The sequence below is a fragment of the Sphingomonas folli genome (genome assembly GCF_019429525.1).
GTDB classification, from domain to species: Bacteria; Pseudomonadota; Alphaproteobacteria; order Sphingomonadales; family Sphingomonadaceae; genus Sphingomonas; species Sphingomonas folii.
Genome location: NZ_JAHXZL010000010.1, coordinates 160,237 through 181,078 on the forward strand (window position 1 = coordinate 160,237; position 20,842 = coordinate 181,078).

General features: G+C 71.9%; 18 protein-coding genes and 1 pseudogene. 6 read left to right on the plus strand and 13 right to left on the minus strand.

What is annotated here, in order from left to right; genetic code table 11:
* Positions 1-67 precede the first annotated feature (67 nt).
* On the plus strand, positions 68-1,147 hold the full coding sequence (locus KZ813_RS15610; RefSeq protein ID WP_219755905.1) for a polysaccharide pyruvyl transferase family protein: 1,080 nt from the start codon (positions 68-70) through the stop codon (positions 1,145-1,147).
* A complete protein-coding gene (locus tag KZ813_RS15615) occupies positions 1,144-2,601 on the plus strand; it encodes a lipopolysaccharide biosynthesis protein (RefSeq protein WP_219755906.1) in 1,458 nt (485 codons plus the stop codon). Before KZ813_RS15610 ends, KZ813_RS15615 begins: the two co-directional genes overlap by 4 nt.
* Before the next feature lie 10 nt (positions 2,602-2,611).
* On the opposite strand, the gene KZ813_RS15620 is transcribed toward KZ813_RS15615, so the two are convergent.
* From KZ813_RS15620 to KZ813_RS15670, 11 genes are all read right to left on the minus strand, one after another.
* Positions 2,612-3,709: a glycosyltransferase gene (locus KZ813_RS15620; RefSeq protein ID WP_219755907.1), complete on the minus strand. Its 1,098-nt coding sequence runs from the start codon at positions 3,707-3,709 to the stop codon at positions 2,612-2,614.
* Between the two features lie 123 nt (positions 3,710-3,832).
* A complete protein-coding gene (locus KZ813_RS15625) occupies positions 3,833-4,522 on the minus strand; it encodes a sugar transferase (RefSeq protein ID WP_308461912.1) in 690 nt (229 codons plus the stop codon).
* A 295-nt stretch (positions 4,523-4,817) separates the two neighbouring features.
* Positions 4,818-5,285, minus strand: a complete 468-nt coding sequence (locus KZ813_RS15630) for a PilZ domain-containing protein (RefSeq protein ID WP_219755908.1) — start codon at positions 5,283-5,285, stop codon at positions 4,818-4,820.
* Between the two features lie 147 nt (positions 5,286-5,432).
* Entirely contained in the window at positions 5,433-6,719 is a 1,287-nt protein-coding gene (locus tag KZ813_RS15635; protein ID WP_219755909.1) for a DUF1996 domain-containing protein, read from the minus strand.
* Between the two features lie 112 nt (positions 6,720-6,831).
* Positions 6,832-7,587, minus strand: a complete 756-nt coding sequence (locus KZ813_RS15640) for a PEPxxWA-CTERM sorting domain-containing protein (RefSeq protein WP_219755910.1) — start codon at positions 7,585-7,587, stop codon at positions 6,832-6,834.
* A 512-nt stretch (positions 7,588-8,099) separates the two neighbouring features.
* Positions 8,100-9,395, minus strand: a complete 1,296-nt coding sequence (locus KZ813_RS15645; protein ID WP_219755911.1) for a DUF1996 domain-containing protein — start codon at positions 9,393-9,395, stop codon at positions 8,100-8,102.
* Between the two features lie 95 nt (positions 9,396-9,490).
* Complete coding sequence (locus KZ813_RS15650) at positions 9,491-10,846, minus strand: O-antigen ligase family protein (RefSeq protein ID WP_219755912.1); 1,356 nt, start codon at positions 10,844-10,846, stop codon at positions 9,491-9,493.
* Complete coding sequence (locus KZ813_RS15655; RefSeq protein ID WP_219755913.1) at positions 10,843-11,568, minus strand: glycosyltransferase family protein; 726 nt, start codon at positions 11,566-11,568, stop codon at positions 10,843-10,845. Before KZ813_RS15655 ends, KZ813_RS15650 begins: the two co-directional genes overlap by 4 nt.
* A gap of 10 nt (positions 11,569-11,578) precedes the next feature.
* Positions 11,579-12,790, minus strand: coding sequence for a glycosyltransferase family 4 protein (locus tag KZ813_RS15660; RefSeq protein WP_219755914.1), 1,212 nt, complete (start codon positions 12,788-12,790; stop codon positions 11,579-11,581).
* Complete coding sequence (locus KZ813_RS15665) at positions 12,787-13,770, minus strand: glycosyltransferase family 2 protein (RefSeq protein ID WP_219755915.1); 984 nt, start codon at positions 13,768-13,770, stop codon at positions 12,787-12,789. The genes KZ813_RS15660 and KZ813_RS15665 overlap by 4 nt, the downstream gene beginning before the upstream one ends.
* The gene (locus tag KZ813_RS15670) at positions 13,770-15,113 is read right to left on the minus strand and encodes an oligosaccharide flippase family protein (RefSeq protein ID WP_219755916.1); all 1,344 of its coding nucleotides are present in this window, start codon (positions 15,111-15,113) and stop codon (positions 13,770-13,772) included. Before KZ813_RS15670 ends, KZ813_RS15665 begins: the two co-directional genes overlap by 1 nt.
* A gap of 133 nt (positions 15,114-15,246) precedes the next feature.
* On the opposite strand from KZ813_RS15670, the gene KZ813_RS15675 reads away from it, so the two are divergent.
* Positions 15,247-16,341: a glycosyltransferase family 4 protein gene (locus KZ813_RS15675; protein WP_219755917.1), complete on the plus strand. Its 1,095-nt coding sequence runs from the start codon at positions 15,247-15,249 to the stop codon at positions 16,339-16,341.
* A 95-nt stretch (positions 16,342-16,436) separates the two neighbouring features.
* Here the strand turns inward: KZ813_RS15675 and KZ813_RS15680 are convergent.
* Together KZ813_RS15680 and KZ813_RS15685 are read right to left on the minus strand one after the other, a co-directional pair.
* Positions 16,437-17,059, minus strand: a pseudogene (locus KZ813_RS15680) (IS110 family transposase).
* Between the two features lie 238 nt (positions 17,060-17,297).
* A complete protein-coding gene (locus KZ813_RS15685) occupies positions 17,298-17,846 on the minus strand; it encodes a hypothetical protein (protein ID WP_219755918.1) in 549 nt (182 codons plus the stop codon).
* 355 nt (positions 17,847-18,201) lie between these two features.
* Between KZ813_RS15685 and KZ813_RS15690 the strand changes: the two genes are divergently transcribed.
* From KZ813_RS15690 to KZ813_RS15700, 3 genes are all read left to right on the plus strand, one after another.
* The gene (locus KZ813_RS15690) at positions 18,202-18,873 is read left to right on the plus strand and encodes a glutathione S-transferase family protein (protein WP_219755919.1); all 672 of its coding nucleotides are present in this window, start codon (positions 18,202-18,204) and stop codon (positions 18,871-18,873) included.
* Entirely contained in the window at positions 18,873-19,244 is a 372-nt protein-coding gene (locus KZ813_RS15695; RefSeq protein WP_219755920.1) for a tRNA-binding protein, read from the plus strand. Before KZ813_RS15690 ends, KZ813_RS15695 begins: the two co-directional genes overlap by 1 nt.
* 165 nt (positions 19,245-19,409) lie before the next feature.
* Complete coding sequence (locus KZ813_RS15700) at positions 19,410-20,801, plus strand: vanadium-dependent haloperoxidase (RefSeq protein WP_219755921.1); 1,392 nt, start codon at positions 19,410-19,412, stop codon at positions 20,799-20,801.
* Positions 20,802-20,842: the final 41 nt, after the last annotated feature.

Below are 20,842 nucleotides of genomic sequence, written 5' to 3' on the forward strand. Positions count from 1 at the left end.
CCCCTCGCTCGCCCGCGCCGCGCTGGGGCGTCGGCGCGGGCGTCGACCCACCGTGACGATCTGCGGCGTGGCGGGCTACAACCGCGGCGACGACGCGATCGCGCTCGCGCTCGTGGAGGGATTGCGCGCGCGGTTGCCGCACGTGCACGCGCGGGTGGCGATGCTCACGCTGGGCTCGATCGCGTCGACCGACGACGTCACCCCCTTCCTGGCCGCGCGGCGCCGGCCCGCCGGCATGCTCGCGCTCATCCACGCGATCGCCTGCGCCGACCTCGTCATCATCGGCGGCGGCTCGATCATCCAGGACAAGTTCGGCGGCGGCCGCGTGAAGGGGATCATCGGCTACGCCTGGCTGGTGGCGCGGCTCGCGGCGCTGTTCGGCCGCCCGCTGATCACCGCGCCGATCGGCGTCGACTCGATCACCACCGATCGGGCCCAGCAGTCGGCCGCCGAACTGCTCACCTCGGCGCGCGCCATCTTCGTACGCGACGCGCGATCGATGGCGAACTGCCACGCGATCATCGCCGCCACCGCCGCGCCGCAGCCCCAGATGGCGTGCGATCCGGCCTTCGCGCTCGCCGGCGCCGCGCCGCGCGCGGGCGGGCCGGTGATCCTCGCGCCCGCCTTCGAGGACGAGTATGACGAGCTCGTGATCGACATTTTCACACGTGCCGCGACCCAGGCGGTCGAGCGGCTGGACCGCGACGTCGTGGTGGTGTCGATGGACAGCCGCGACGACGGGCGCGTCGCGCGGATCGTGGCGGCCGTCCCGATGCCGGCGCGCGCCCGGGTCGGCGCCTCCTACCCCGCGACTCTCGACCTCGCGCTGGAGGTGCTGCGCGGCGGCTCGGCGTTGATCGCGATGCGGCTGCACGCGATGATCCTGTCCTACGGCAGCGCGCCGATCGCCTGCCTCAGCCGCACCACCAAGACCGACGCCTTCATGGAGGATTTCAACGTCCCGGGCACCTCGATCGGGGAGGGTACCCCGGCGGCGGTGGCGGCGCTGCTGGTCGAGGCGGTGGCGAGCTGGCCGCAGCGGCACGAGCAGGCGATGATCCTGGCGACGCGGCGCACGGCGCTGAACCGCTTCTTCGACACGGCGGTCGCGCTGATGACCCCGCAGCGCGCGAGCCGCACCGCGTGAGCAGGCGTTCGGGCGCGGCGGTCGTCACCGCGGCGACGGTGATCGGCAGCGGCCTCAACTTCCTCGCCACGTTGCTGTGGACCCGGCTGCTCGATCCCGCAGCGTTCGGCCGCTACGCCCTGGTCTCCGCCGCCGCGGTGCTGCTCAACGCCATGCTGTTCGAGTGGCTGCGGCTGGTCAGCGCCCGCACGCTGTACGATCCCGCGCAGCCGAGCGGGGTCAATCCGGCGCGCGCCGACGCGCTCGTGGCGCTCTACGCGGGCGTCGCGCTGCTGTTCGTCGCGATGGTGACCGCGATGGCGACGCTCGGTGTGGCGTTCGCGGGCGTGACCGCGCGCTGGTGGCCGATCGTGGCGGCGTTCACGCTGACCGAGATGGCGCTGGCGTTCCTCCAGACCGTCTATCGCCTGAGGCAGCGCGCCTGGCCCTATTTCTGGAACGCCACCGCGCGCTCGCTCGCGGCGATCCTGCTGGGCCTCCTCCTGGTGCGCTACGCCGGGCTCGGCGCGCTCGGTACGCTGCTCGGCATCGTCGCCGCGCAGGGCGCGGTGGCGCTGACGAGCGTGCTGGTCGATCCGCTGTGGCGCGCGGCGCGACCGTGGCAGGCGCGGCGCGCGCAGCTGGTCGCCGCCGTGCGGCTCGGCTACCCGCTGATCGCGAGCTGCGCGCTGACCTACGCGGCGAGTTTCGCCGATCGTTTCCTCGTCGGCGCGACGCTGGGGCCGCACGCGGTCGGGCTCTACGCCGCCCCCGTCGATCTGCTGCAGAAGACGCTGGTCTTCATGATGATGACGATCAACCTCACGGGCTATCCGGCGCTCGTGCGGTCCTATGACGATCATGGGCCGGCGGCGGCCTGCGCCACGCTGGAGAACAACCTCCAGCTGCAGCTCGGCCTCGGCCTCCCGGCGGCGGTCGGGCTGATGGTGCTCGCGCCGGGCATCGTGCACCTGCTGCTCGGTCCGGCCTTTCGCGCGGAGGGCGCGCGTCTGCTGCCGCTGGTGGGTGTCGCCGCGCTGCTCCGCTGCCTCGTCACCTTCCACCTGATGACGGCGTTCCAGGTGACCCGCCGGATGGGATGGATGATCGTGCCGCCGCTGACGGCCATGGCGGTCGTGGTGCCCGCGGGACTGATCGGGATCCGTCTCGCGGGCCTGCCCGGCATGGCGCTCGCGGCCGTGGCCGCGCAGGCGGTCTGCTACACGATGAGCGCGATCCTGGCCAAGCGCGTGCTGCCGCTGCGACTGATCACGCCGGAGATCGCCAAGATCGCGGCGGCGGCGCTGGCGATGGGCGTCGTGCTGAGCCCGTTCCGCTGGGTCACGGATGCCGCCGCGACGGTGGCGCTCGTGGCGCTGGGCGGCATGGTCTACGCGGCGCTGCTGCTCGCGCTGCGCGTGCCCGCCGCGACGCGGCTGGCGACCGCCGCGGGGCGACGCCGCCGCACCGCCTGACCGTCGGCGATCACGCCGCCGCGAGCAACTCGCGCGACAGCCGCACGTGCGCGCGAACATAGGATTCGGAGCTGAGGCCCTCGTCACCCATCTGCGCCTGCGCGCGCGCCGCCATCGCCGCGGCGGCGGCGGGATCGGCGGCGAGGTCGGCGATCGCCGCCGCGATCGCGGCGGGGTCGTGCTCGGGCACGTAGCGCACCGCGTCCGCCGGGAAATAGGCCTCGTGCCCACCCACCGCGGTGGCGATCGTCGGCACGCCGAACAGCGCCGCCTCCTGCAACGCGGTGGATCCCGAGACGTGGAGGTTGTGCTGCAGCGGGATCACGACGAGGTCGGCCTCGCGGTACAGCGCGAACAGATCTTCCGAGCTGGTGACCCCCGCGATCGTGACATTGTCGAGCCCGCGCGCGAGCTCGGGATCCGCCTTCGTGGAGACGATGCGGAGCTGCCACTCCGGGTGACCGCGCACCGCCTCGACGAGGCTGCGCCAATCGCGGTGCTTGTCGTTGCCCACGCTGATGATCCGCCGCGCGCCGCCCGGTGCCGGGGGCGTACGGGGCGGCTCGCGGTGATCGGCGCGGATGCCGAAGCGCACCAGCTCGCAGCGCTGCTGCGGGAACAGACGGCGCGCCTCGGCGAGGTTCAGCGGCGAGTGGAAGGTGAGCACATCGGCCTGGCGGATCAGCCGCCGCCACAGCCGACGGTGCAGCGGGTTGGTGTGCGGCCACCGGTCGATCAGCCACACTGCCTGGGCGAGGAGCCGCGGCGGCGCGGTGCGGCCGCGGCGCCGCAGTGCCAACAGCGCACAGACGCCGAGGAACTGCGACTCGGTGTGGGTCCACACCACGTCGGCCGCCATGATGCTCGATCGGTTGCGCCAGGCGTTGACCAGGTCGAAGCCGACCAGCGCGCCGACGCCCATGCGGACGAGCCGGCCCAGCCTGCCCTCGCCCGATACCGCGGGTGGGATCAGCGTCACGCCCATATGCTCGGCGCGCGCGTAGCCATAGGGATCGGGTTCGTTGAGACCGACCAGCCTGCCCGCGGCGAACTGCTCCGCCCAGCGGTGCGGGTGCTGCGCCACCGCCAGATGGACGTAGACCTTCATCGCCTCGCCGACCCCTTCGGCACGATCATCGACAGGATGGGGGCGGGTCGAACGTCGCCCGCCGAGGCAACCGCGCCGCCGGGCGGAGACGACACCATCCGCGGTGAGCGGGCCGCGCCCGCCTCAGTACGACCCGCGCTGGAACAGCACGCTCGGCACCGTGTACGCCATGATCTTGACGTTCATCGCGCACGAGCGCGCGCGGCTGTAGGTCACGTCATAGGCGACGCGGCGTCGGTACGAGACGTCGTTGCGGCCGCCGACCTGCCACAGCCCGGTGATGCCCGGGCGCACCGCGCAATAATGCTCGAAATAGCGGCCGTAGCGCGCGATCTCGCCGACCACGATCGGGCGCGGCCCGACCAGGCTCATCTCGCCGCGCACCACGTTGATCAGCTGGGGCAGCTCGTCGAGGCTGGTCTTGCGCAGGAACTTGCCGATGCCGATCACGCGCGGGTCGTCGCGCAGCTTGTGGTCGCGCTCCCACTCCTCGCGCGCCTCGGCGCTGGTCTCGAGCAGGTGGCGCAGCCGCGCGTCGGCGTCGACCACCATCGAGCGGAACTTCAGACACGGGAAGGCGCGGCCGCCGCGACCGATGCGCTGGTGCGCGAAGATGATCGGGCCGGGATCGAGGATGTAGATCACCGCCGCGATGATCAGCATCAGCGGCGCCAGGATCAGCAGCGCGATCAGCGCGATCGTCACGTCGAGCGCGCGGCTCGCCATGTCGTCGATCCGACGCAGGTTGAACCCGTCCTCGCGGGGCTCCACGTCGCCGCTGGGCACCGACGCGGTGATGGTCGCTTCATGCACGAAGATCGCTCCCTCGACGATACGCTGCAACGCAACATTAGGTTATTTGGTTGTTAATGTAACCCTGAAGGTGCAGCGGTTCGTCTCGATTCCGGGCGTAATCGTCGCAGCATGTACCGATGCGGTACGGTCAAGCATCAGCAATCAGTAGTAAAACCCTACTGATCCTGCGGTTTTTTCCAATCGAGCGCGACGGGCGCGGGCTTCATATCCGGCGACCGCGCGGCGTTCGCGCGACTCGCCGGCGTTCCCTGGCAAGGGCGCGGAAGGAGTAATCCTGCTGCGCTGCGGCGGATCAGAAGAGGGCGACGGCGACCCGCGCGATCAGCGCCCAGAGCAGCGCCGAGCTGCCGACGATCACGCCCAGCCGCACCGCGCCGGGCAGCTTGGTCACCTCGGGCTCGGCGAAGGGCGCCACCAGCGGCGCCGAGGAGGTGAGCTGGATCACCGTGTCGGTGCGGAACGCGCTCGCCACGACCGCGGAGCTGACCGGCACCGCGAACTCGCAGCCGTAGCCGCCCGTCACCTGGCGCACCACGCGCGCCATCGCGCGACCGTGGCCGGCGAGGCCGATCGTCACCGTGCTGCCGATCGCGAGCCGCGAGTCGGTGGTGACGCTGAAGCCCGTCTCGGAGAGGTCGGCGACATAGACGTCGTGCGCGCCGCGCTCGCCGCGCAGGGTCGACGGCTGGTTGATCGCCTGGCGCTCGGCACCGCGGCGGTCGTCATTGTCCTCGTTCACCATCACCGCGTGGAGCAGCATCGTCGCACCCTTTCGATCAGCTGCGTGAGGATTAGCGGCGACGCACCTACTATCGAGTTAACCGGGGCGGCACGATCAGGGCGGAAGCGCCGGAATCAGCGGCTTTTTCCGCTATCGTGGTAAACGCCGCGTAAGCCATGCGCGCGCTCAGCGCAGCGCGGAACCGTGCTGCATCCCCGCGTGCGGGTCGGCGCCGCTGGCGGCTGCCGCGGGGCGGTCGGGCACCGGCACCGCGTGCGGCTTGGCCAGCCAGGCGAAGGGCGTCACCTGGCGCAGCTGCCTGCCGTTGCCGAGGTCGCCCCCGTGGCAGTTGAGCAGCTTGTCGATGCAATTCTCGGTCCATTGCCGCAGCGTCGCGTCGTCCCACGCGCCGAACCAGTCGGCGTGGAAGGTGGTGCCGGGGACCCGCATCGTGCCGTTGGCGCCGGGCATCTCGTCCGAGGAGAGATGCCAGGTCGGGCGCGTGCCGTCCCACGCGCCGCTGCGGTCGAGCGTGGCGTCGACGGTGTACCAGGATCCCATGGTGAAGGTGGGGATCACCACCGGGTGGGTGAACGGGCAATGCTCCTTGCCGCCGGTCCACTGCGGATAGGCGACGTGCTCGCGATGGTCGGGGCTGTCGAGCCGCTTGCCGTCCCAGCAGCTCGGCGCGTTGATCACCGCGCCCAGCTGCGCCCCCGGCGGACACGCCTTCGCCACCTCGACCAGCGTCTTGTAATGGCCCTCGGTCGCGCCGGGGCCCTGGCAGTTGAAGTAGTTGGAGCCGGTCGCGGGGGCGTCGGGGTGGACCATGTCGAAGCCGAACACGAAGCGAAGCCCGCGCGGCAGCGCGACGCAGGCGGCGCGGACGCGGTTGCACTCGGGGTCGCTGCTGGGCCGGCGCTTGTAGTAGATCGAGACGAAGTCGGGACGGATCACCTGGCCGCGCCCGTTGAGCATCGCCGGCATCCAATAGGCCGAGCGGTTGAGCCGGTTCATGCAGGTGCTGTCGCCGCTGCGGCGCAGGCTGGCGTAGGTCGAGTCGGCGTCGGCGGCGGTGTTGCCGAAGAACTGGTGGAGGTGCGACTGGCCCGGCTTCCCCGGATAGAGGATCGGGTCGTCGAAGCGCAGCTGGCCCGCCATGCACAGGAAGCGGAAGGCGCCGACCACGTCGGGCGCGGCGCTCTCCGGGATCGCGCCGGGCGGGCCGCTCTCGTGCGACACCATGATCCCGCTGGCCGAGTCGAAGTTGCTCGCCACCGCGGGCTCCTCGCCCTCGGGGCCGCCGGCGGCGGCGCGCGGTTGGGCGAGGTCGCCGGTGCCGCCCATCTTGCCCTTGGCGTGCTGGGTCGTCGGCGCGACCGCCGCGCGATCGGCCTGCGCCGCGCCGGCGAGCGCCAGCGCGAGCAGCAGCGCGCCGATCCAGCCCCGGTTCCCGATCGTCCGCACCCGCATCCTGCCTCCGTCACTCGGCCGCGTCATACATGAGGCGGCCGCGCGGCGCACGCGAAAGGGGCCGGTCGCTCGCGCGGCCGGCCCCCTCGTCGTCCCGTCCGGGAACGCGCGGTCAGGCGACCGCGGCGCCGGTGGTGACGCCCTTGCGACGGCGCACCGCGGCGCCGACCATGGCGAAGCCGCCGATCATCATCATCCAGGTCGCCGGCTCGGGCACCGCGCTGCTGACGGTGACGTTCGAGAGCTTGAAGCCGTCGATCTTGCCGTCAGGTCCGCCCCCGATCGCGGCGCCGACCAGCCATAGGTTGGAGGCGGTCGCGCCCGAGATGGTGCGGGTCGACTTAGTGTTGTCGCCCACCAGCGTGGTATTGCCGTCAAGCATGGCCGCCAGCTTATTGTACGACGTGTTGTTGAGTCCGAGCGACTGGTTCCAGGCGTTGCTGGCATTGCCCCAGGCGACATAAGCGTCCGAGTCGATGCTATTGCTGATCTGGAACGGCGAGGTAGTGAGCTTCGACAACGTCACCGCGGTGTCGAACTGCAGCAGTACGAAGTCCAGGCCGTCCTGGTTGTCGATCGTGTGCACGTTGCCGGTGTTGGTCTCACGGTCGTTGAGGACGCCGAGCCCCTCCGCCCACACGCCGAGGTTGGCGTCATAGACCGTGGTGCTCGTGGCGGAGTTCGTCGACCATGCGGTGGCGCGGGCGTTCACCGTCTTGCCGTCGAGCTGGAACGTGTAGTTTCGATAAGCGCCGCTGCCGCTACCCGTCGACGACAGGTTCAGCACGAAGTCCGCCGCGCTCGCCGGTGCCGCCGCGCTCGCCAGCGCGAGCCCCGCCACCGCCGCCATCATCTTCAACTTGGTCATGATCTCATCCCCCCAGAAACTCGGTTCGTCGCGTGATTGCCGCGCGGCGGCCGGTGCATCAAGGCGCGACCGTTACGCCCCTGTCCCGGTATCGGACCCGTGCGACACTCGGCACGTCGAGCCCCGGTACGCCCCTGCGCGGAGGCCGGGACCCGGACGCGCGGGCCTGTGATGGAGGCGGCACCTCACCCCACCCGTGTCATCCCTGCGGAGGCAGGGACCCGGACGCGCGAGCATGTGGAAGGAGGCGCCGCGTCACGCCACCCGCGTCATCCCTGCGGAGGCAGGGACCCAGACGCGCGGGGCTGTGGATGGAAGGCGGCACCTCACCCAACCGCGTCATCCCTGCGGAGGCAGGGATCCAGACGCGCAGGCCTGTCGATGGAGGCGCCACGTCCGCGCGTCTGGATCCCCGCCTGCGCGGGGATGACGGGACGGGCGACGATGGCGTCAGCGAAGGGGACCGCGACGCCGCCGCGACCGACATCGCGGCGCCCGCCCGGCTCCCCCGCTCACTTCGGCAGCGCGACCACGTGCGGCGTGCTGGTCCAGGCGAAGGCGTCGAACATCTTCATCTGGCGGCCGTTGCCGAGGTCGCCGCCCGAGCAGTTGAGCAGCTTGTTGATGCAATTGTCGACCCACATCTTCATCACCTCGTCGTCCCAGGCGCCGAACCAGTCGGCGTGGAAGGTCGAGCCCGGGCGCATCGTCGCCATGCCGGGCATCTCGTCCGAGGCGAGGTGCCAGCCGCTCGTGCCGCCGTCCCACGTGCCGCTGCGGTTGAGGTCCGAGTCGACCGTGTACCAGGCGCCCATGGTGAAGGTGGGGATCACGTACGGGTGGTCCGCCGGGCACTTCTCGTAACCCCAGTCGCCGTAGCTGGTGTAGGCGACGTGCGAGCGATGGTCGGCGCTGTCGAGGTTCTTGCCGTCCCAGCAGTTGGGCGCGTTGATCACCGCGCCGATCTGGTTGCCGACGCCGCAATGCTTCCCCGCCTCGATCAGGTCGGCGTAATGGCCGGGCTCGGCGGTCGGGCCCTGGCAGTTGTAATAGCCCGCGCCGGTCGGCGGCGTGCCGTTGATCATGTCATAGCCGAACACGAAGCGCAGCCCGCGCGGCAGGTCGACGCACGCCTTGCCCATGCGCTGGCACTCGGGGTCGCTCGCGGGGCGGCGCTTGTAGTAGATCGAGACATAGTCGGGGCGCACCACGCCGCTTTTGCCGTTGAGCATCGCCGGCATCCAATAGGCCGAGCGGTTGAGCGCGTTGGTGCAGGTGCTGTCGCCGGTGGTGCGCAGGCTGCGATAGGTCGAGTTGGCGTCCGCGAGCGAGTTGCCGAAGAACTGGTGGAGGTGCGAGCGGCCGGGCTGGCCCGGGAAGACGATCGGGTCGTCCTTGGCCTCGTGGCTGGGCGTGCAGATGAAGCGGAAGGCACCGACCACGTCGGGCGCGCCGCTCGACGGGATCGCGCCCGTGCCCCAGGCCGCGACGAGCTGCTGGCTGACGTCGAAATTGCTCGGGATCGAGTCATAGTCGCCCACCACCGGCAGGCTGCCCGGCGCCACCGCCGCGCCGCCGCCGGCGGGGCTGGGGGTCGGGGTGGGGGAGGGGGTCGGCGTCACTGTCGGCGCGGTCGGCGCGCTCGCCACCGGGGTGGTCCCCGCGGTCGCGCCGCTGCCGCCGCCGCCGCAGCCGGCGAGCGCCAGCGCGAGCAGCAGCTGCGGCACGAGGCCCGCGGCGCGCGTCGGCATGGTCCCAGGGGCGCGCGTCAGCACAGGGCGCGCGCGCGCGCCCAGCAGCGTCATCATCCGAGTAACTCCCAGTCGCCGCGGGCGAAATCGAGCCCGGCAGCCGTTCAGGCCACGCTAGGGGCGCTGGGTTAAATTGACGTAGATGATGAGGCTTAAGCGATGTTAGGGATTGGCTCCGCGTGGATCTCCGCCGCCTCCTCGGGCGCCGCCACCGCCGCGCGCTTCCGCCGCGGCGCCCAATAGCCCATCTCCGCGGCGATGCCCGCGATCAGCCCGACCGCGATCGCGTACATATATTGCGTGACGTAGAGCACGAAGATCCACTCGTAGAGCGAGTGCAGGCTCACCATCACCAGCGCCACCGCCAGGCCGAGCAGCACGTCGCCGCGCGGGTCGCGGCGGAAGCGCCAGGCGCAGCGCAGCGCCACGATCACCGGCCACACCAGCATCAGCACGAAGGCGACCACGCCGGCATAGCCGGTCTCCGCCGCGGACAGCAGATAGGCGTTGTGGACGTGCGCGCTGCGGCTGCCGAACACCGCCGCGACGCCGGCGCGGTCGGAATAGCCCTGGGTGTTGGCGACGATGACGTAATGGTTGCCGCCGACGCCGAGCGGGTGGTCGTGGACGATCGCCTTGGCGGCGCGCTCGAAGGCGGCGCGCTCGTCATAGTCGCCGGTGTCGGTCGACTTGCTGAAACGCTCGCCCAGCGTGGCATAGGCCACCGGGGCGGCGACCGCGAGCGCCAGCACGCCCGCGAGCGCCACCGTGGTCTTGCGCCCGCTCGGCTGGCGCATCATCGACAGCAGCAGCGTCAGCACCACGCCTATTGCGGAGAAAGCGATCGTCGCGCGCGAGGCGGTCAGCACCACCGCGGTGAGCCCGGCGACCGGGCCGAGCCACAGGCCGCGCGACTTCCTGGTCGCCAGCAGCATCGCCAGCGACGGGAAGATCACGAAATGGGTCAGCATGCCCAGCAGGTTCTGGTGCCCCAGCGTGCCCGCCGCCTGGATCGCGCCCCCCGCGTGCGCCTTGAGCGACATCACCGCCTGGAAGCAGATGCCGATGATCAGCCCCAGGATCAGCCCGCGCACCGCCCTCGGGTCGCGGCAGGTCATCGCCACCGCGGTGAGCACCAGCACCATGCGCGCGAGCTGCCAGACGTAGAAGAAGGTCGACATCGGCACGTCGTTCTGGAGCATGCTCAGCAGCACCAGCAACGTGTAGGCGACCAGCGGCCAGCGCAGGTGGACGCGGCGGAACTTGCGCGGGGTGGAGACGATCAGCGCGATCGCCAGCGCGTCGATCAGCGTGACCTCGGCGCCCTTCACGAAACCCGGCCAATAGGCCCAGGAGATCGGTGCGACGAGCAGGTGCCAGGTGCTGGTGACGAACGGCAGCGCGCCGAACACCATCATGACGCGCGGCAGGTGGCGCCGGTTGGTGCGCAGCCAGCCGATCAGCACCGGCAGCATGCCCAGTACTGCGAGGAGCGCGACCCACTTCATGCGAACACCGCCACCAGCGCCGCCGCGCCGCCCACGCCGACGACCGCGAGCACGATCGACTCGCGCAGCCCGAAGCTGCGCCGCGCCGCCGCCCGCTTGAACGCGCGCGCCGCGCCCGCGCCCTCGCGCAGCAGCGGCAGCCGATCGAAGAAGCGCAGCGCCGCGATGTCGGTGCGCGACGGGCGCTGCTCGGCCAGGACCGGTTCGGCGAAGACCGTGCGCACGTGCGGGTGGGCGCGGCGGTACCACACATAGGCGCCGTCGACCGGCGGGTGGTCGTCCAGCGTCAGCAGGTGGCGCAGATAGGCGGCGAGCGGCGCGACCGTGTCTGCGCTGAACGCCATGCAATGCGCGCCGATGATGTCGCTGGCGGGCAGGTCGTCGGGCGTCGCGGCATCATAGCCGCCGTAGAGGATCTGCCAGCCCGGCGGCACCGTCACGTCGCGCGCGGCCGGGGTGAAATCGGCGTCGTCCTCGAGGATCAGCACGCTCTCGCCCGCCGCCGCGGCCTCCTCCAGGATCGCGAGATGGCTGTGGTACACGCCGCGCGCGCCGCGCGAGGTGAAGCTGCCCGCGTCGTCGAAGCGGCACGCGTCGAAGAACGCGACCCTGGAGTCATGCTCGGCGCCGAGCCGGCGCAGCTCGCCCAGCATCTGCGCGCGCCGATCGGTGCGGTGCGCCAGGTTGATGATGCGGACTCGGTCGACATGGTCGAACAGCATGAGGATCAGCCTATCGGGCGGCGAAGCGGGAGACGAGCGGGGCGACCGCGGTGGCGATGTCGAACTCGCGCTCGACCTTGGCGCGCGCGGCGGCGGCGAGCCGGTCGCCCAGCGCGGCGTCGTCGCGCAGCCGCGCGATCTGGCGGCGCAGGTCGTCCCAGTCGCCGGGGCGGAAGAGGAGGCCCTCGTGGCCGTCCTCGATCAGCTCGGGCACGCCCGCGACTCGGCTGCCGATCACGGGCAGGCCGAGCGCCATCGCCTCCATCAGCACGATCGGCAGGCCCTCCATGAAGCTCGGCAGCACCAACATGTCGTGGCGCGCGATCTCGGCCAGCGTCGCGGCCTCGTCGAGCCGGCCGGCGAAGCGGACGCGCTCACCCAGCCTCAGCCGCGCCACCGCGGCGTCGATCTCGCCGCGCAGCGGGCCGTCGCCCACCAAAGTGAGGTCGACGTCGAGCGGCGCGATCGCCTCGAGCAGGCCGAGATGCCCCTTCTCCGCCGACAGCCGCGCGACGCACACCAGCCGGCGGCGCTCGCCGGCCGCGCGCGCGCCTGGCGCGGCGAGCGCGGGCGCGGCCAGGTCGAGCCCGCAGCGCACCACCTGGAACTTGTGCCAGTGCGCCGGCGCGGTGACCCGCATCGCCTGGGCGCGGCCGAACCAGGAGACGCAGGCGGCGAACTCGGCCTGCTCCAGCTTGGCGCCGAGCGTCAGCCCGGCGGGATAGTCGGTCTCGGAGATGCCGTGCAGCGTCAGGCTCCACGGCACGCCGGCGAAGCGCGCCGCCATCATGCCGACGGTCGCGCCCGCGTTGGCGAAATGGTTGTGGACGTGGTCGACCCGGTCCGCGCCGAACATGCGTGCCAGCACCACCGCCTCGGCGAAGTGGAACAGCGCCCACAGCGCCGCGCGCAGCCCCGGCGCGCGGTGGCGCAGCGCGAGCCGCAGCAGCGCGAGATAGGCGCCCGGCCGGCGCACCATCGCGCCGAGATGCGCGCCGAGCAGCGCGCCCGCGCCGAGCGGCAGCACGAAGCGCGTCGTCTCGGCCGAGGCGCGGTCCTCGGGCGCGACCAGCTCGGCCGCGCCCGGGCGCCGGACGCTGTAGGTGCGCACGTCGACGCCGTGGCGGCGCAGGCTCTCCACCTCGCGGCGGATGAAGGTGTGCGACGAGGCCGGATATTGGCTCACCACATAGGCGATGCGGGGCGAGGGGGCGTCGGTCATTTGTAGGTGATCGCCGACCCGGCGGCGCGGCGGCGGCGCGCGTAGCGCAGCATGCCCTGCAGCTCGGGGAATTTCGCCAGCATCGTGTAGAAGGCGTTGGGCCAGGCCATCGCCCCGTCCCCCGCGTGCCGCCCGCGCCGCGCCACGCGCGTCACCTGCAGCGCGAGCAGCAGCACGGGCAGCAGCAGCAGCGAAGGGTGGACCAGGAGCGCCAGCACCACGCCCGCGAGCGGCAGCGCGCCCGCCCACAGCGCAGCGCGGCGGCGCTCGGCGCGGTAGAGCGGGTGCGACAGCGCGCGCGTCGCCTCGCCCGCCTGGGCATAGCCGAAGCCGCCGCGCACCGCGCGCCACCACCATTGGCCGAGGCGGAGCATCGCGGCGTCGTGCAGCGTCATCTCGGCGTCGATCCGCCACACGCGCCAGCCGGCGGCGCGCAGCCGCGCGCACAGCTCGGGCTCCTCGCCCGCGGTGAGATCGTCGCGGAAGCCGCCGACCGCGCGCACCGCGTCGGCGCGCATCAGCGAGTCGCCGCCGCACGCCGCGGCCACGCCGACCGGCGTGTCCCACTCCAGGTCGCACAGCCGGTTGTAGACCGAGGCCTCGGGGTGGCGCTCGCGCCGCCGCCCGCACACCACCGCGACGTCGGCGTGCGCGGCGAGGAAGCCGGTCGCCGCGGCGAGCCAGCCCGGCGCCAGCTCGCAGTCGCCATCGATGAACTGGACCAGGTCGCAGTCGGCGGGCAGCGCCGCGAGACCGGCGTTGCGCGCGCGCGCCGCGGTGAAGGGCAGCGCCATGTCGAGGTCGACCACCCGCGCGCCGAGGTCGCGCGCGCGCGCGGCGCTGCCGTCGGTCGAGGCCGAGTCGACGTAGACCACCGCCGCGGCGCCGCTGCCGGCGAGCGAGCGCAGGCAGCGCACCAGCCGCTCGCCCTCGTTGCGGCCGATCGCGACGATGCCGATCCGGGGTGTCGCGCCGCTCATCACCACGGCAGCAGGCTCGTCACGTCGCCGGTCAGCCCGACGCCGTACAGCGCCTCGCGGAAGAGCACGGCCAGACCCAGCATGACGAGCGTCATAGCAAGGTCCTGCCGCGCGAACGACAGCCCCTCGCGGCGCTGCGCGACCCACAAAGGCACGTAGCGGACCAGCTCGGCGCTGGCGATCACCACCACCGCGCCGGCGATGCCGTAGAAATTGACCGCGAGCGGCAGGCCGACCAGCAGCCAGGCGAACTTACCGATATTGGCGCTGGCGCCATAGACCGGCTTGCCGATGCCGAGCAGCACCGACTCGTTGATCGTCGACAGGATCGCGAACCACACGCCGAACGACAGCGCCGGCAGCATCTGCCCGGCCGCCTGGTAGCGCTGGTCGTACAGCAGCGCGGTGAGCAGGTCGGAGATCGCGATGAACCCGGCCACCGCGCCCGCCGCGCCGAGCAGCAGCAGCGGGCGGTGGCGCGCCAGCCGCGCGCGCAGCTCGGCGGTGGTGTCGAACGAGGCCGCCACCATCGGGAACACGATCATGTTGCCGAAGCGCGCGACCAGCAGGTTGAGGATGTCGGCGAGCGAGCGCGCGATGCCATAGGTGCCCAGCACCGCCAGCGACACCGCGCGCGCCATGTACAGCCGGTCGAAGTTCATCGCCAGGAAGTAGACGATCGACGACAGCGCCACCCAGCGGCCGAACGACAGGATCTCGCGCATCGCCCCGCGATCGATCAGGAAGCGGTGGCGCATGCCGGGGATCAGCAGGTAGCTCGCCACCATCACCGCCGCGCTGGAGGCGATGCCGCCGAACACCAGCGCCCAGATCGTCGGTGTCGCCAGCGCGAACAGGATGTGCGCCACGGTCGACACCGCGGTATAGCCGACCTCGAACGCGGTCAGCGCGGCGAGCCGCAGGTGCTTCTGCGCGATGAACCGCCCGGTCGATTCGAACCCGGCGAAGACGAAGAACAGCGACGCCACCGCGAAGATGCCGGCGAGCTCGGGCTTGCGGTAGAACCACGCCACCGGCCAGGCCAGCGCCGCGCACAGCATCCCCAGCGCGATGCCGCGGACCAGCTGGAGCGTCCAGGCGGTGTCGTAGAAGTCGGGCTGCTCGGCGCGCGGGTTGCTGATGATGTTCTGGCCGATGCCGATGTCGGAGGCCAGCTCGATGCCGGTGCGCACCGTGTTGACGATGATCATGATGCCGAACAGCTCGGGCGCGAGCAGCCGCGCGAGCACGACGTTGTTGACGAGGCGCAGCGCTTGCACCACGCCATAGCCGGCGGTGGACCAGCCCAGCCGCGTCAGGATCGATCGGGAAAGCAACTTCATGCGCGGGCGGACGATCCCAGGAACGAGCCGCCCGACGCGGCCGAATCGACTCGCGCCGGATCGGCAGCGCGGTCTCTAGCAGCCCAAGCCTTAAAATCGAGCACACGACCAGCCAGGCGTTTGAGGAAGAGTGATGCGGATCCTGTTCGCCCTGCCGGGCTTCCATCGTTTCGAGCGCGGCGCCGAGGTGGCGCTGCTCTCGCTCGCGACCGAGCTGGCGCGCGGCGGCGACGCGGTGACCGTGATCGGCGCGGGCGCGCCCCGCGCGGACACGCCCTATCGCTTCCGTCACGCCGGCGCGCTGCGGCGCGAGCGGCTGGAGCGGATGCCGCGCGTGCCCGCGCTGCGCAGCGAGACCGGCTGGGAGGAGGCGAGCTTCGTCCCCGGGCTGCTGCGCGCCTATCGCCCGCGCGACCATGACGTGACCGTCACCTGCTCCTTTCCCTTCACCAACTGGGTGCTGCGCCGCCCGGTGCTGTTCGGCCGTCGCCCGCCGCACGTCTTCGTCACGCAGAACGGCGACTGGCCCGCCTTCTCCGACGACGCCGAGTATCGCACCTTCGGCTGCGAGGGACTGGTGTGCACCAACCCCGACTATCTCGAGCGCAACCAGGACAAGTGGCGCTGCGCGCTGATCCCCAACGGGATGGACGCCGAGCGCTTCACCCCCGGCTCGCCCGAGCGCGCGCGCTTCGGCCTGCCCGCGCGCGGCACGGTGGTGCTGATGGTGAGCGCGCTGATCCCGACCAAGCGCGTGGCCGACGGCGTGCGCGCGGTGGCACAGCTGCCCGACGCGCACCTCGTCGTGGCGGGGGACGGGCCCGAGCGCGAGTCGGTCGACCGGCTCGCCGCCGAGCTGCTGCCCGGCCGCTTCAAGCGGCTGACGGTGGGGGCGGCGGAGATGCCGCTGCTGTACCGCTCGGCCGACGTGTTCCTCCACCTGTCGCGCGAGGAATCGTTCGGCAACGTCTATATCGAGGCGCTGGCGTGCGGCGCGCCGGTGGTGGCGCATGACTCGCCGCGGCTGCGCTGGATCGTCGGCGACGACGCGGTGCTGCTCGACACCGGCGACCCCGCGGCGGTGGCGGCGGCACTGGCGCACGCGATCGCGGCGCGCTCCGACCTCGCCCCGCGCGGCCGCGTCCGCGCGCTGCGCTACGCCTGGCCGCGCGTGGCGGCGCAGTATCGCAGCTTCCTGGCGGAGGTGATCGCGGCGGCGCGGAAGTAGGGAGCATCTGCCCCCGCGGTGTACGAGGGCTTCTCATCCTTCCCTGCAAGGCAAGGTGGCACGCCGAAAGGATGACGGAGCGACCATCTGGGGGGTCAAGTAGAGGAGGCGAGGGCCAGGCGGGTTTCTCGCGCCACGGCGTTCAGGCGGACGAGCAGCGTGCGTGCGAGGGCGAGACGGACGACCATGTTGGGCTGGCCCTGGGCGAGGAGCCGGTCGCGGAAGGCGGCGAGGTCGCTGTCGTATTCGCGGGCGACGTGGGCGACGAGGAAGAGGATGGAGCCCACCGAGGCGCGACCGCCGCGGATGGCGCGTGCGCCGTGACGTTGGCCGCTGTGGTCGGCGAGCGGGGCGAGGCCGGCCATTTCGACGACGGCCTTGTTGGGGAAGGCGGTGGCGTGGCGACGGGCCGGCGCGCCTCGGCGTAACGCGCGATCATCTCGGCGTCGATCCGGTCGGTTTTCTCCGGCCGGCCCATCGCGCACCGCCCGCGGATTGGTGACGGTGCAGGGCTGGCCCTCGCGCCATAGCGCCAGGAACGCGGCCCCCTCGACCCCGCCCGACGCCTCCATCACCACCAGCCGGACCGCCGCTCGCGGCAGAACGCCAGCAGCTCGGCCACGCCGGCGGCGGTGTTGGCAAAGCGCTGATACTGCCCCGCCGCCCAGCCATCGAGCCGGGCCTCGGACGCGTCCACTCCACGAAGGGTCTGCGTCACGGTAACCTGCTGTCTGTACGATAGGAGACCAACCGCCTGTTCGGTCGTACGTGACAGCGGCGCTGATCCCAGGCTCCGTCGCGGTGAGCGCCTGAGCGGTAACGGGCGTCAGCGCCGCCGCGCCGGAGAGGGTGGCCACCCTCCCCGGCGCTTCCTCCTTCCCAGCGGAAACTCGTCGGGTGCGTCCAGATACATGGGGTGTCGCGGGTCGCGGGTCCATCGCTCCTCACCGACCGGGTCAGCCCTTCGGGCCGCCACCTCCCCTCGCACGGGAGGACGAACGCCCCCGCACCACCGCGACCGTCGCCGCGCCCACCAGCGCGAGCACCGGCCAGCCGCCGGGATCGTGCCACAGGTAGCGCAGCGCAGCGGCGAGCGCCGCCACGCCCACCAGCGCGCGCGCGAGCGGGGCGTGGAGCCGCCGCGCGCACCACGCCGCGAGCAGCAGCGCCGCCGCGGCGTTGAGCGCGAGCCAGGCGTAGGACTCGAGCGGCGACAGCGCGCCGAGCAGCGGCAGCTTCACCGTGGCATAACCGATCATGCGCCGCGGGAAACAGTCGGCGGCGAGGTGCACGCCCACCCCCGCCGCGATCCCGCAGGCGGCGGCGCGCTGGCGCCAGACGAGCGGCAGCAGCGCGGGCAGCAGGCTGTGGGTCAGCGCGCTGCGATGGCCGAGCCCGAGCCGCAGGTCGACGTCGGGCAGCGTCAGCCCCACCGCGAGTGCCACCAGGGTGACGAGCGCGGCGAGCGCGGTGGGTAGCGCTGGGGAGGGCTCGGTGGACGGCATCGGCGCCGCCGCTGCCACGCCGCGGCGCCACGGTAACCCCGAAGCGTGACCCGGCGGGGCGGGCGCGCCTTCGCCCTCATAACCTGGCGTCATCCTGAACTCGTTTCAGGATCCACGGTGCTGCGCATCCAGAGCCGGGAGGCACATGCCGCCTGGTGGATCCTGAGACGAGCTCAGGATGACGCCAGTTCGTCGGGGTAGCGCTCGCCATGTACCGCTCGCCACCCGCGACCCACTCACGCCCCCGCCCGCGCCGCCCTCTCCCACCCCCACCGCGCCACCCCGACACACCGGCGCGCCGCACGCCCACGAAGCCGCTTCCCCCGCGCCGCGCTTTCGGCCTAAGCGGGCGGGCATGTGGCAGCTCTACCAGTTCCCTCTGTGCCCGTTCACGCGCAAGGTCCGCACGCTCCTCAACGAGAAGGACGTCGGCTATCAGCTGATGCGCGAGAACCCGTGGGAGCGGCGCGACGCCTTCATCGACATGAACCCCGCCGGCCAGACCCCGGTGATGACCGACAATGAGCGCGGCGTCGTCCTCGTCGATTCCATGGCGATCTGCGAGTATTTCGAGGAGACCGTCGAGCGCGTCGCGATGATCAACGGCACCGCCGCCAACCGCGCCGAGATCCGGCGGCTGGTCGCCTGGTTCGACACGCATTTCTACCGCGACGTGACCCAGCCGCTGCTCGACGAGCGGATGATCAAGCGAGTCGTCCATCGCACCGCGCCCGACGCGTCGCGGCTGCGCGAGGCGATGAAATCCTCGGTCGGCCACCTCGACTACATCGATTTCCTGCTCGACCATCGCAAGTGGATCGCGGGCGCGACGATCAGCCTCGCCGACCTCGCCGCGGCGGCGCAGATCTCGGTCGCGGACTATCTCGGCGGGATCGACTGGACCGGGCACGCGCACACCAAGGCGTGGTATTCGGCGTTCAAGAGCCGGCGCAGCTTCCGCCCGCTGCTGGCCGAGCGCATCACCGGGATCGAGCCGCCGAGCTACTACGAGAACCCGGACTTCTGATGCACGTCACGCACGATCCCGCCGCCGCGGCCGAGCCGACCATCGCCTTCGACGACTTCCTCAGGGTGGACGTGCGGGTCGGCACGATCGTGTCCGCCGAGCCCTATCCCGAGGCGCGCAAGCCCGCCTACAAGCTCGTGATCGACTTCGGCGCCGCGATCGGGCGCAGGCGCTCCTCGGCGCAGATTACCGAGCATTACGCGGTCGAGGAGCTGGTCGGGCGCCAGGTCGCCGCGGTGGTCAACTTCCCGCCGCGCCAGATCGGCAAGTTCCTCTCCGAGGTGCTGACGCTCGGCTTCCCCGACGCCGACGGCAAGGTGGTGCTGGTGTCGCCGAGCGAGCGCGTGCCCGACGGCGGGCGGCTGTTCTGAGCCGAGCCGCGCGGATAGTAAGAAGAGTCCGTTCCGGCCCCGTCCCGCGCGTGCTATAACGCGGGCGCTCGGTCGGCAGAGATCAGCCACGATCCAGTCCGCGTTCCACGTCCGCTGCCCGGACATCAACCATAAGGGTCGCTTGCTCTAGCGAGAGGAAGCGAGATGAATCCCGTTCTCTACTGGAATGCCGTGCTGCTCGAGGCATCACGGCGCGACTTCACGCGCGGCTTCACCGGCGGGCAGCAGCCCGGCCCGATCCGCACCGCCTACGCCATGGCGATGGTGCATCTGGCGATCCACGACGCGGTGGCGTTCAAGCAGAAGCCCGGCGCGGCCTATCTCAACAAGAAGGGCTTCGCGCACGGCATCACCGCGCCGCTGACCGGCGACCTCGAGGACATCATCGCCGGTGCCGCGGTCACCGCGCTCAAGCGCCTCTACCCCCGGTTCGAGCAGCAGTTCGACGACGCGCTCGAGGCGGTCGGCGCCGCCGCCTTCGCCGAGGGCGCGCAGGTGGCCGACGCCCTCTTCCTGGAACGACAGGGCGACGGGGCCGACCATATGCTGATGGGCGCGCAGCCGGCGATGGCCGCCTATGGCGAGCATCGCGCCGACCCCTATGCCCCGGCCCAGATGCAGCTCGGCCCCGCCTGGGGCAACGTGCGTCGCTTCGTCGGGGGAACCCACCAGCCGCTTGACCCGCCCCCCGGCGCGTCGACCGCGAGCGGCACCTATCTCGCCGACCCGCATTATCGCGCCGACTATGACGAGGTGCGCGATCTCGGCGCGGTCTCGCGCGGCGGGCGCACCGCCGAGCAGCAGCGGATCGGCGTCTATTGGGGATATGACGGTGCCAACAACCTCGGCGTGCCGCCGCGCCTCTACAACCAGGTCGCGCGCGCGATCGTGCTGGCGCGGGACCCGGCGCTGAGCCTGCGCCGCCAGGCCGAGCTCTTCGCCGCGGTGAACGTCGCGCTCGCCGACGCGGGGATCGACTGCTGGCACTATAAGTATCTCCATAAGCTCTGGCGCCCGGTCGTGGGGATACGCGCCGAGGCCGCGCCCGAGGGCGATCCCTTCTGGGCGCCGCTCGGCATGCCGCAGACCAACGCCGCCCGCGCCACGCTGACCCCGCCCTTCCCCGCCTACCCGTCGGGTCACGCGACCTTCTGCGCCGCGATGATGCAGACGCTCCGGCTCGGCCTGAAGACCGCGCCGGGCGCGCTCACCGTCCACGACGTGCTCGACGTCGAGGGCGGCACGTCCGCGCCGATCGCGGCCGAGCAGTTCCACCTCGTGTCGGACGAGCTCGACAGCATCGCGCTCGACCCGGACGGCTCGGTACGCCAGCGGGTCGAGCAACGCTTCCGCAACTTCGCCGAGGCGGTGTGGGAGAATTCGGTCAGCCGCGTCTATCTCGGGGTCCACTGGCGCTTCGACGGCCTGCCGCGCGACGCGGGCGACCGGATCGGCGGGGTGCCGCTCGGCCTGTCGGTCGGCGAGGAGGTGCACGGCTTCTTCGACGCCGCGCCGTCGCTCGGCGGCAGCGGGTGACGCCGTGGCGGGGGCGGGGAACCACCGCGCTCTCGGCGCGT

Bases quoted from the DNA above. Each gene is read 5' to 3' on its own strand.
- KZ813_RS15655 (WP_219755913.1), bottom strand. From the start codon at position 11,568: ATGCTGTTCGACCATGTCGACCGAGTCCGCATCATCAACCTGGCGCAC.
- KZ813_RS15665 (WP_219755915.1), bottom strand. From the start codon at position 13,770: ATGAGCGGCGCGACACCCCGGATCGGCATCGTCGCGATCGGCCGCAAC.
- KZ813_RS15690 (WP_219755919.1), top strand. From the start codon at position 18,202: ATGTGGCAGCTCTACCAGTTCCCTCTGTGCCCGTTCACGCGCAAGGTC.
- KZ813_RS15650 (WP_219755912.1), bottom strand. From the start codon at position 10,846: ATGAAGTGGGTCGCGCTCCTCGCAGTACTGGGCATGCTGCCGGTGCTG.
- KZ813_RS15675 (WP_219755917.1), top strand. From the start codon at position 15,247: ATGCGGATCCTGTTCGCCCTGCCGGGCTTCCATCGTTTCGAGCGCGGC.
- KZ813_RS15695 (WP_219755920.1), top strand. From the start codon at position 18,873: ATGCACGTCACGCACGATCCCGCCGCCGCGGCCGAGCCGACCATCGCC.
- KZ813_RS15620 (WP_219755907.1), bottom strand. From the start codon at position 3,709: ATGAAGGTCTACGTCCATCTGGCGGTGGCGCAGCACCCGCACCGCTGG.
- KZ813_RS15685 (WP_219755918.1), bottom strand. From the start codon at position 17,846: ATGCCGTCCACCGAGCCCTCCCCAGCGCTACCCACCGCGCTCGCCGCG.
- KZ813_RS15640 (WP_219755910.1), bottom strand. From the start codon at position 7,587: ATGACCAAGTTGAAGATGATGGCGGCGGTGGCGGGGCTCGCGCTGGCG.
- KZ813_RS15700 (WP_219755921.1), top strand. From the start codon at position 19,410: ATGAATCCCGTTCTCTACTGGAATGCCGTGCTGCTCGAGGCATCACGG.
- KZ813_RS15635 (WP_219755909.1), bottom strand. From the start codon at position 6,719: ATGCGGGTGCGGACGATCGGGAACCGGGGCTGGATCGGCGCGCTGCTG.
- KZ813_RS15660 (WP_219755914.1), bottom strand. From the start codon at position 12,790: ATGACCGACGCCCCCTCGCCCCGCATCGCCTATGTGGTGAGCCAATAT.
- KZ813_RS15645 (WP_219755911.1), bottom strand. From the start codon at position 9,395: ATGATGACGCTGCTGGGCGCGCGCGCGCGCCCTGTGCTGACGCGCGCC.
- KZ813_RS15630 (WP_219755908.1), bottom strand. From the start codon at position 5,285: ATGCTGCTCCACGCGGTGATGGTGAACGAGGACAATGACGACCGCCGC.
- KZ813_RS15670 (WP_219755916.1), bottom strand. From the start codon at position 15,113: ATGAAGTTGCTTTCCCGATCGATCCTGACGCGGCTGGGCTGGTCCACC.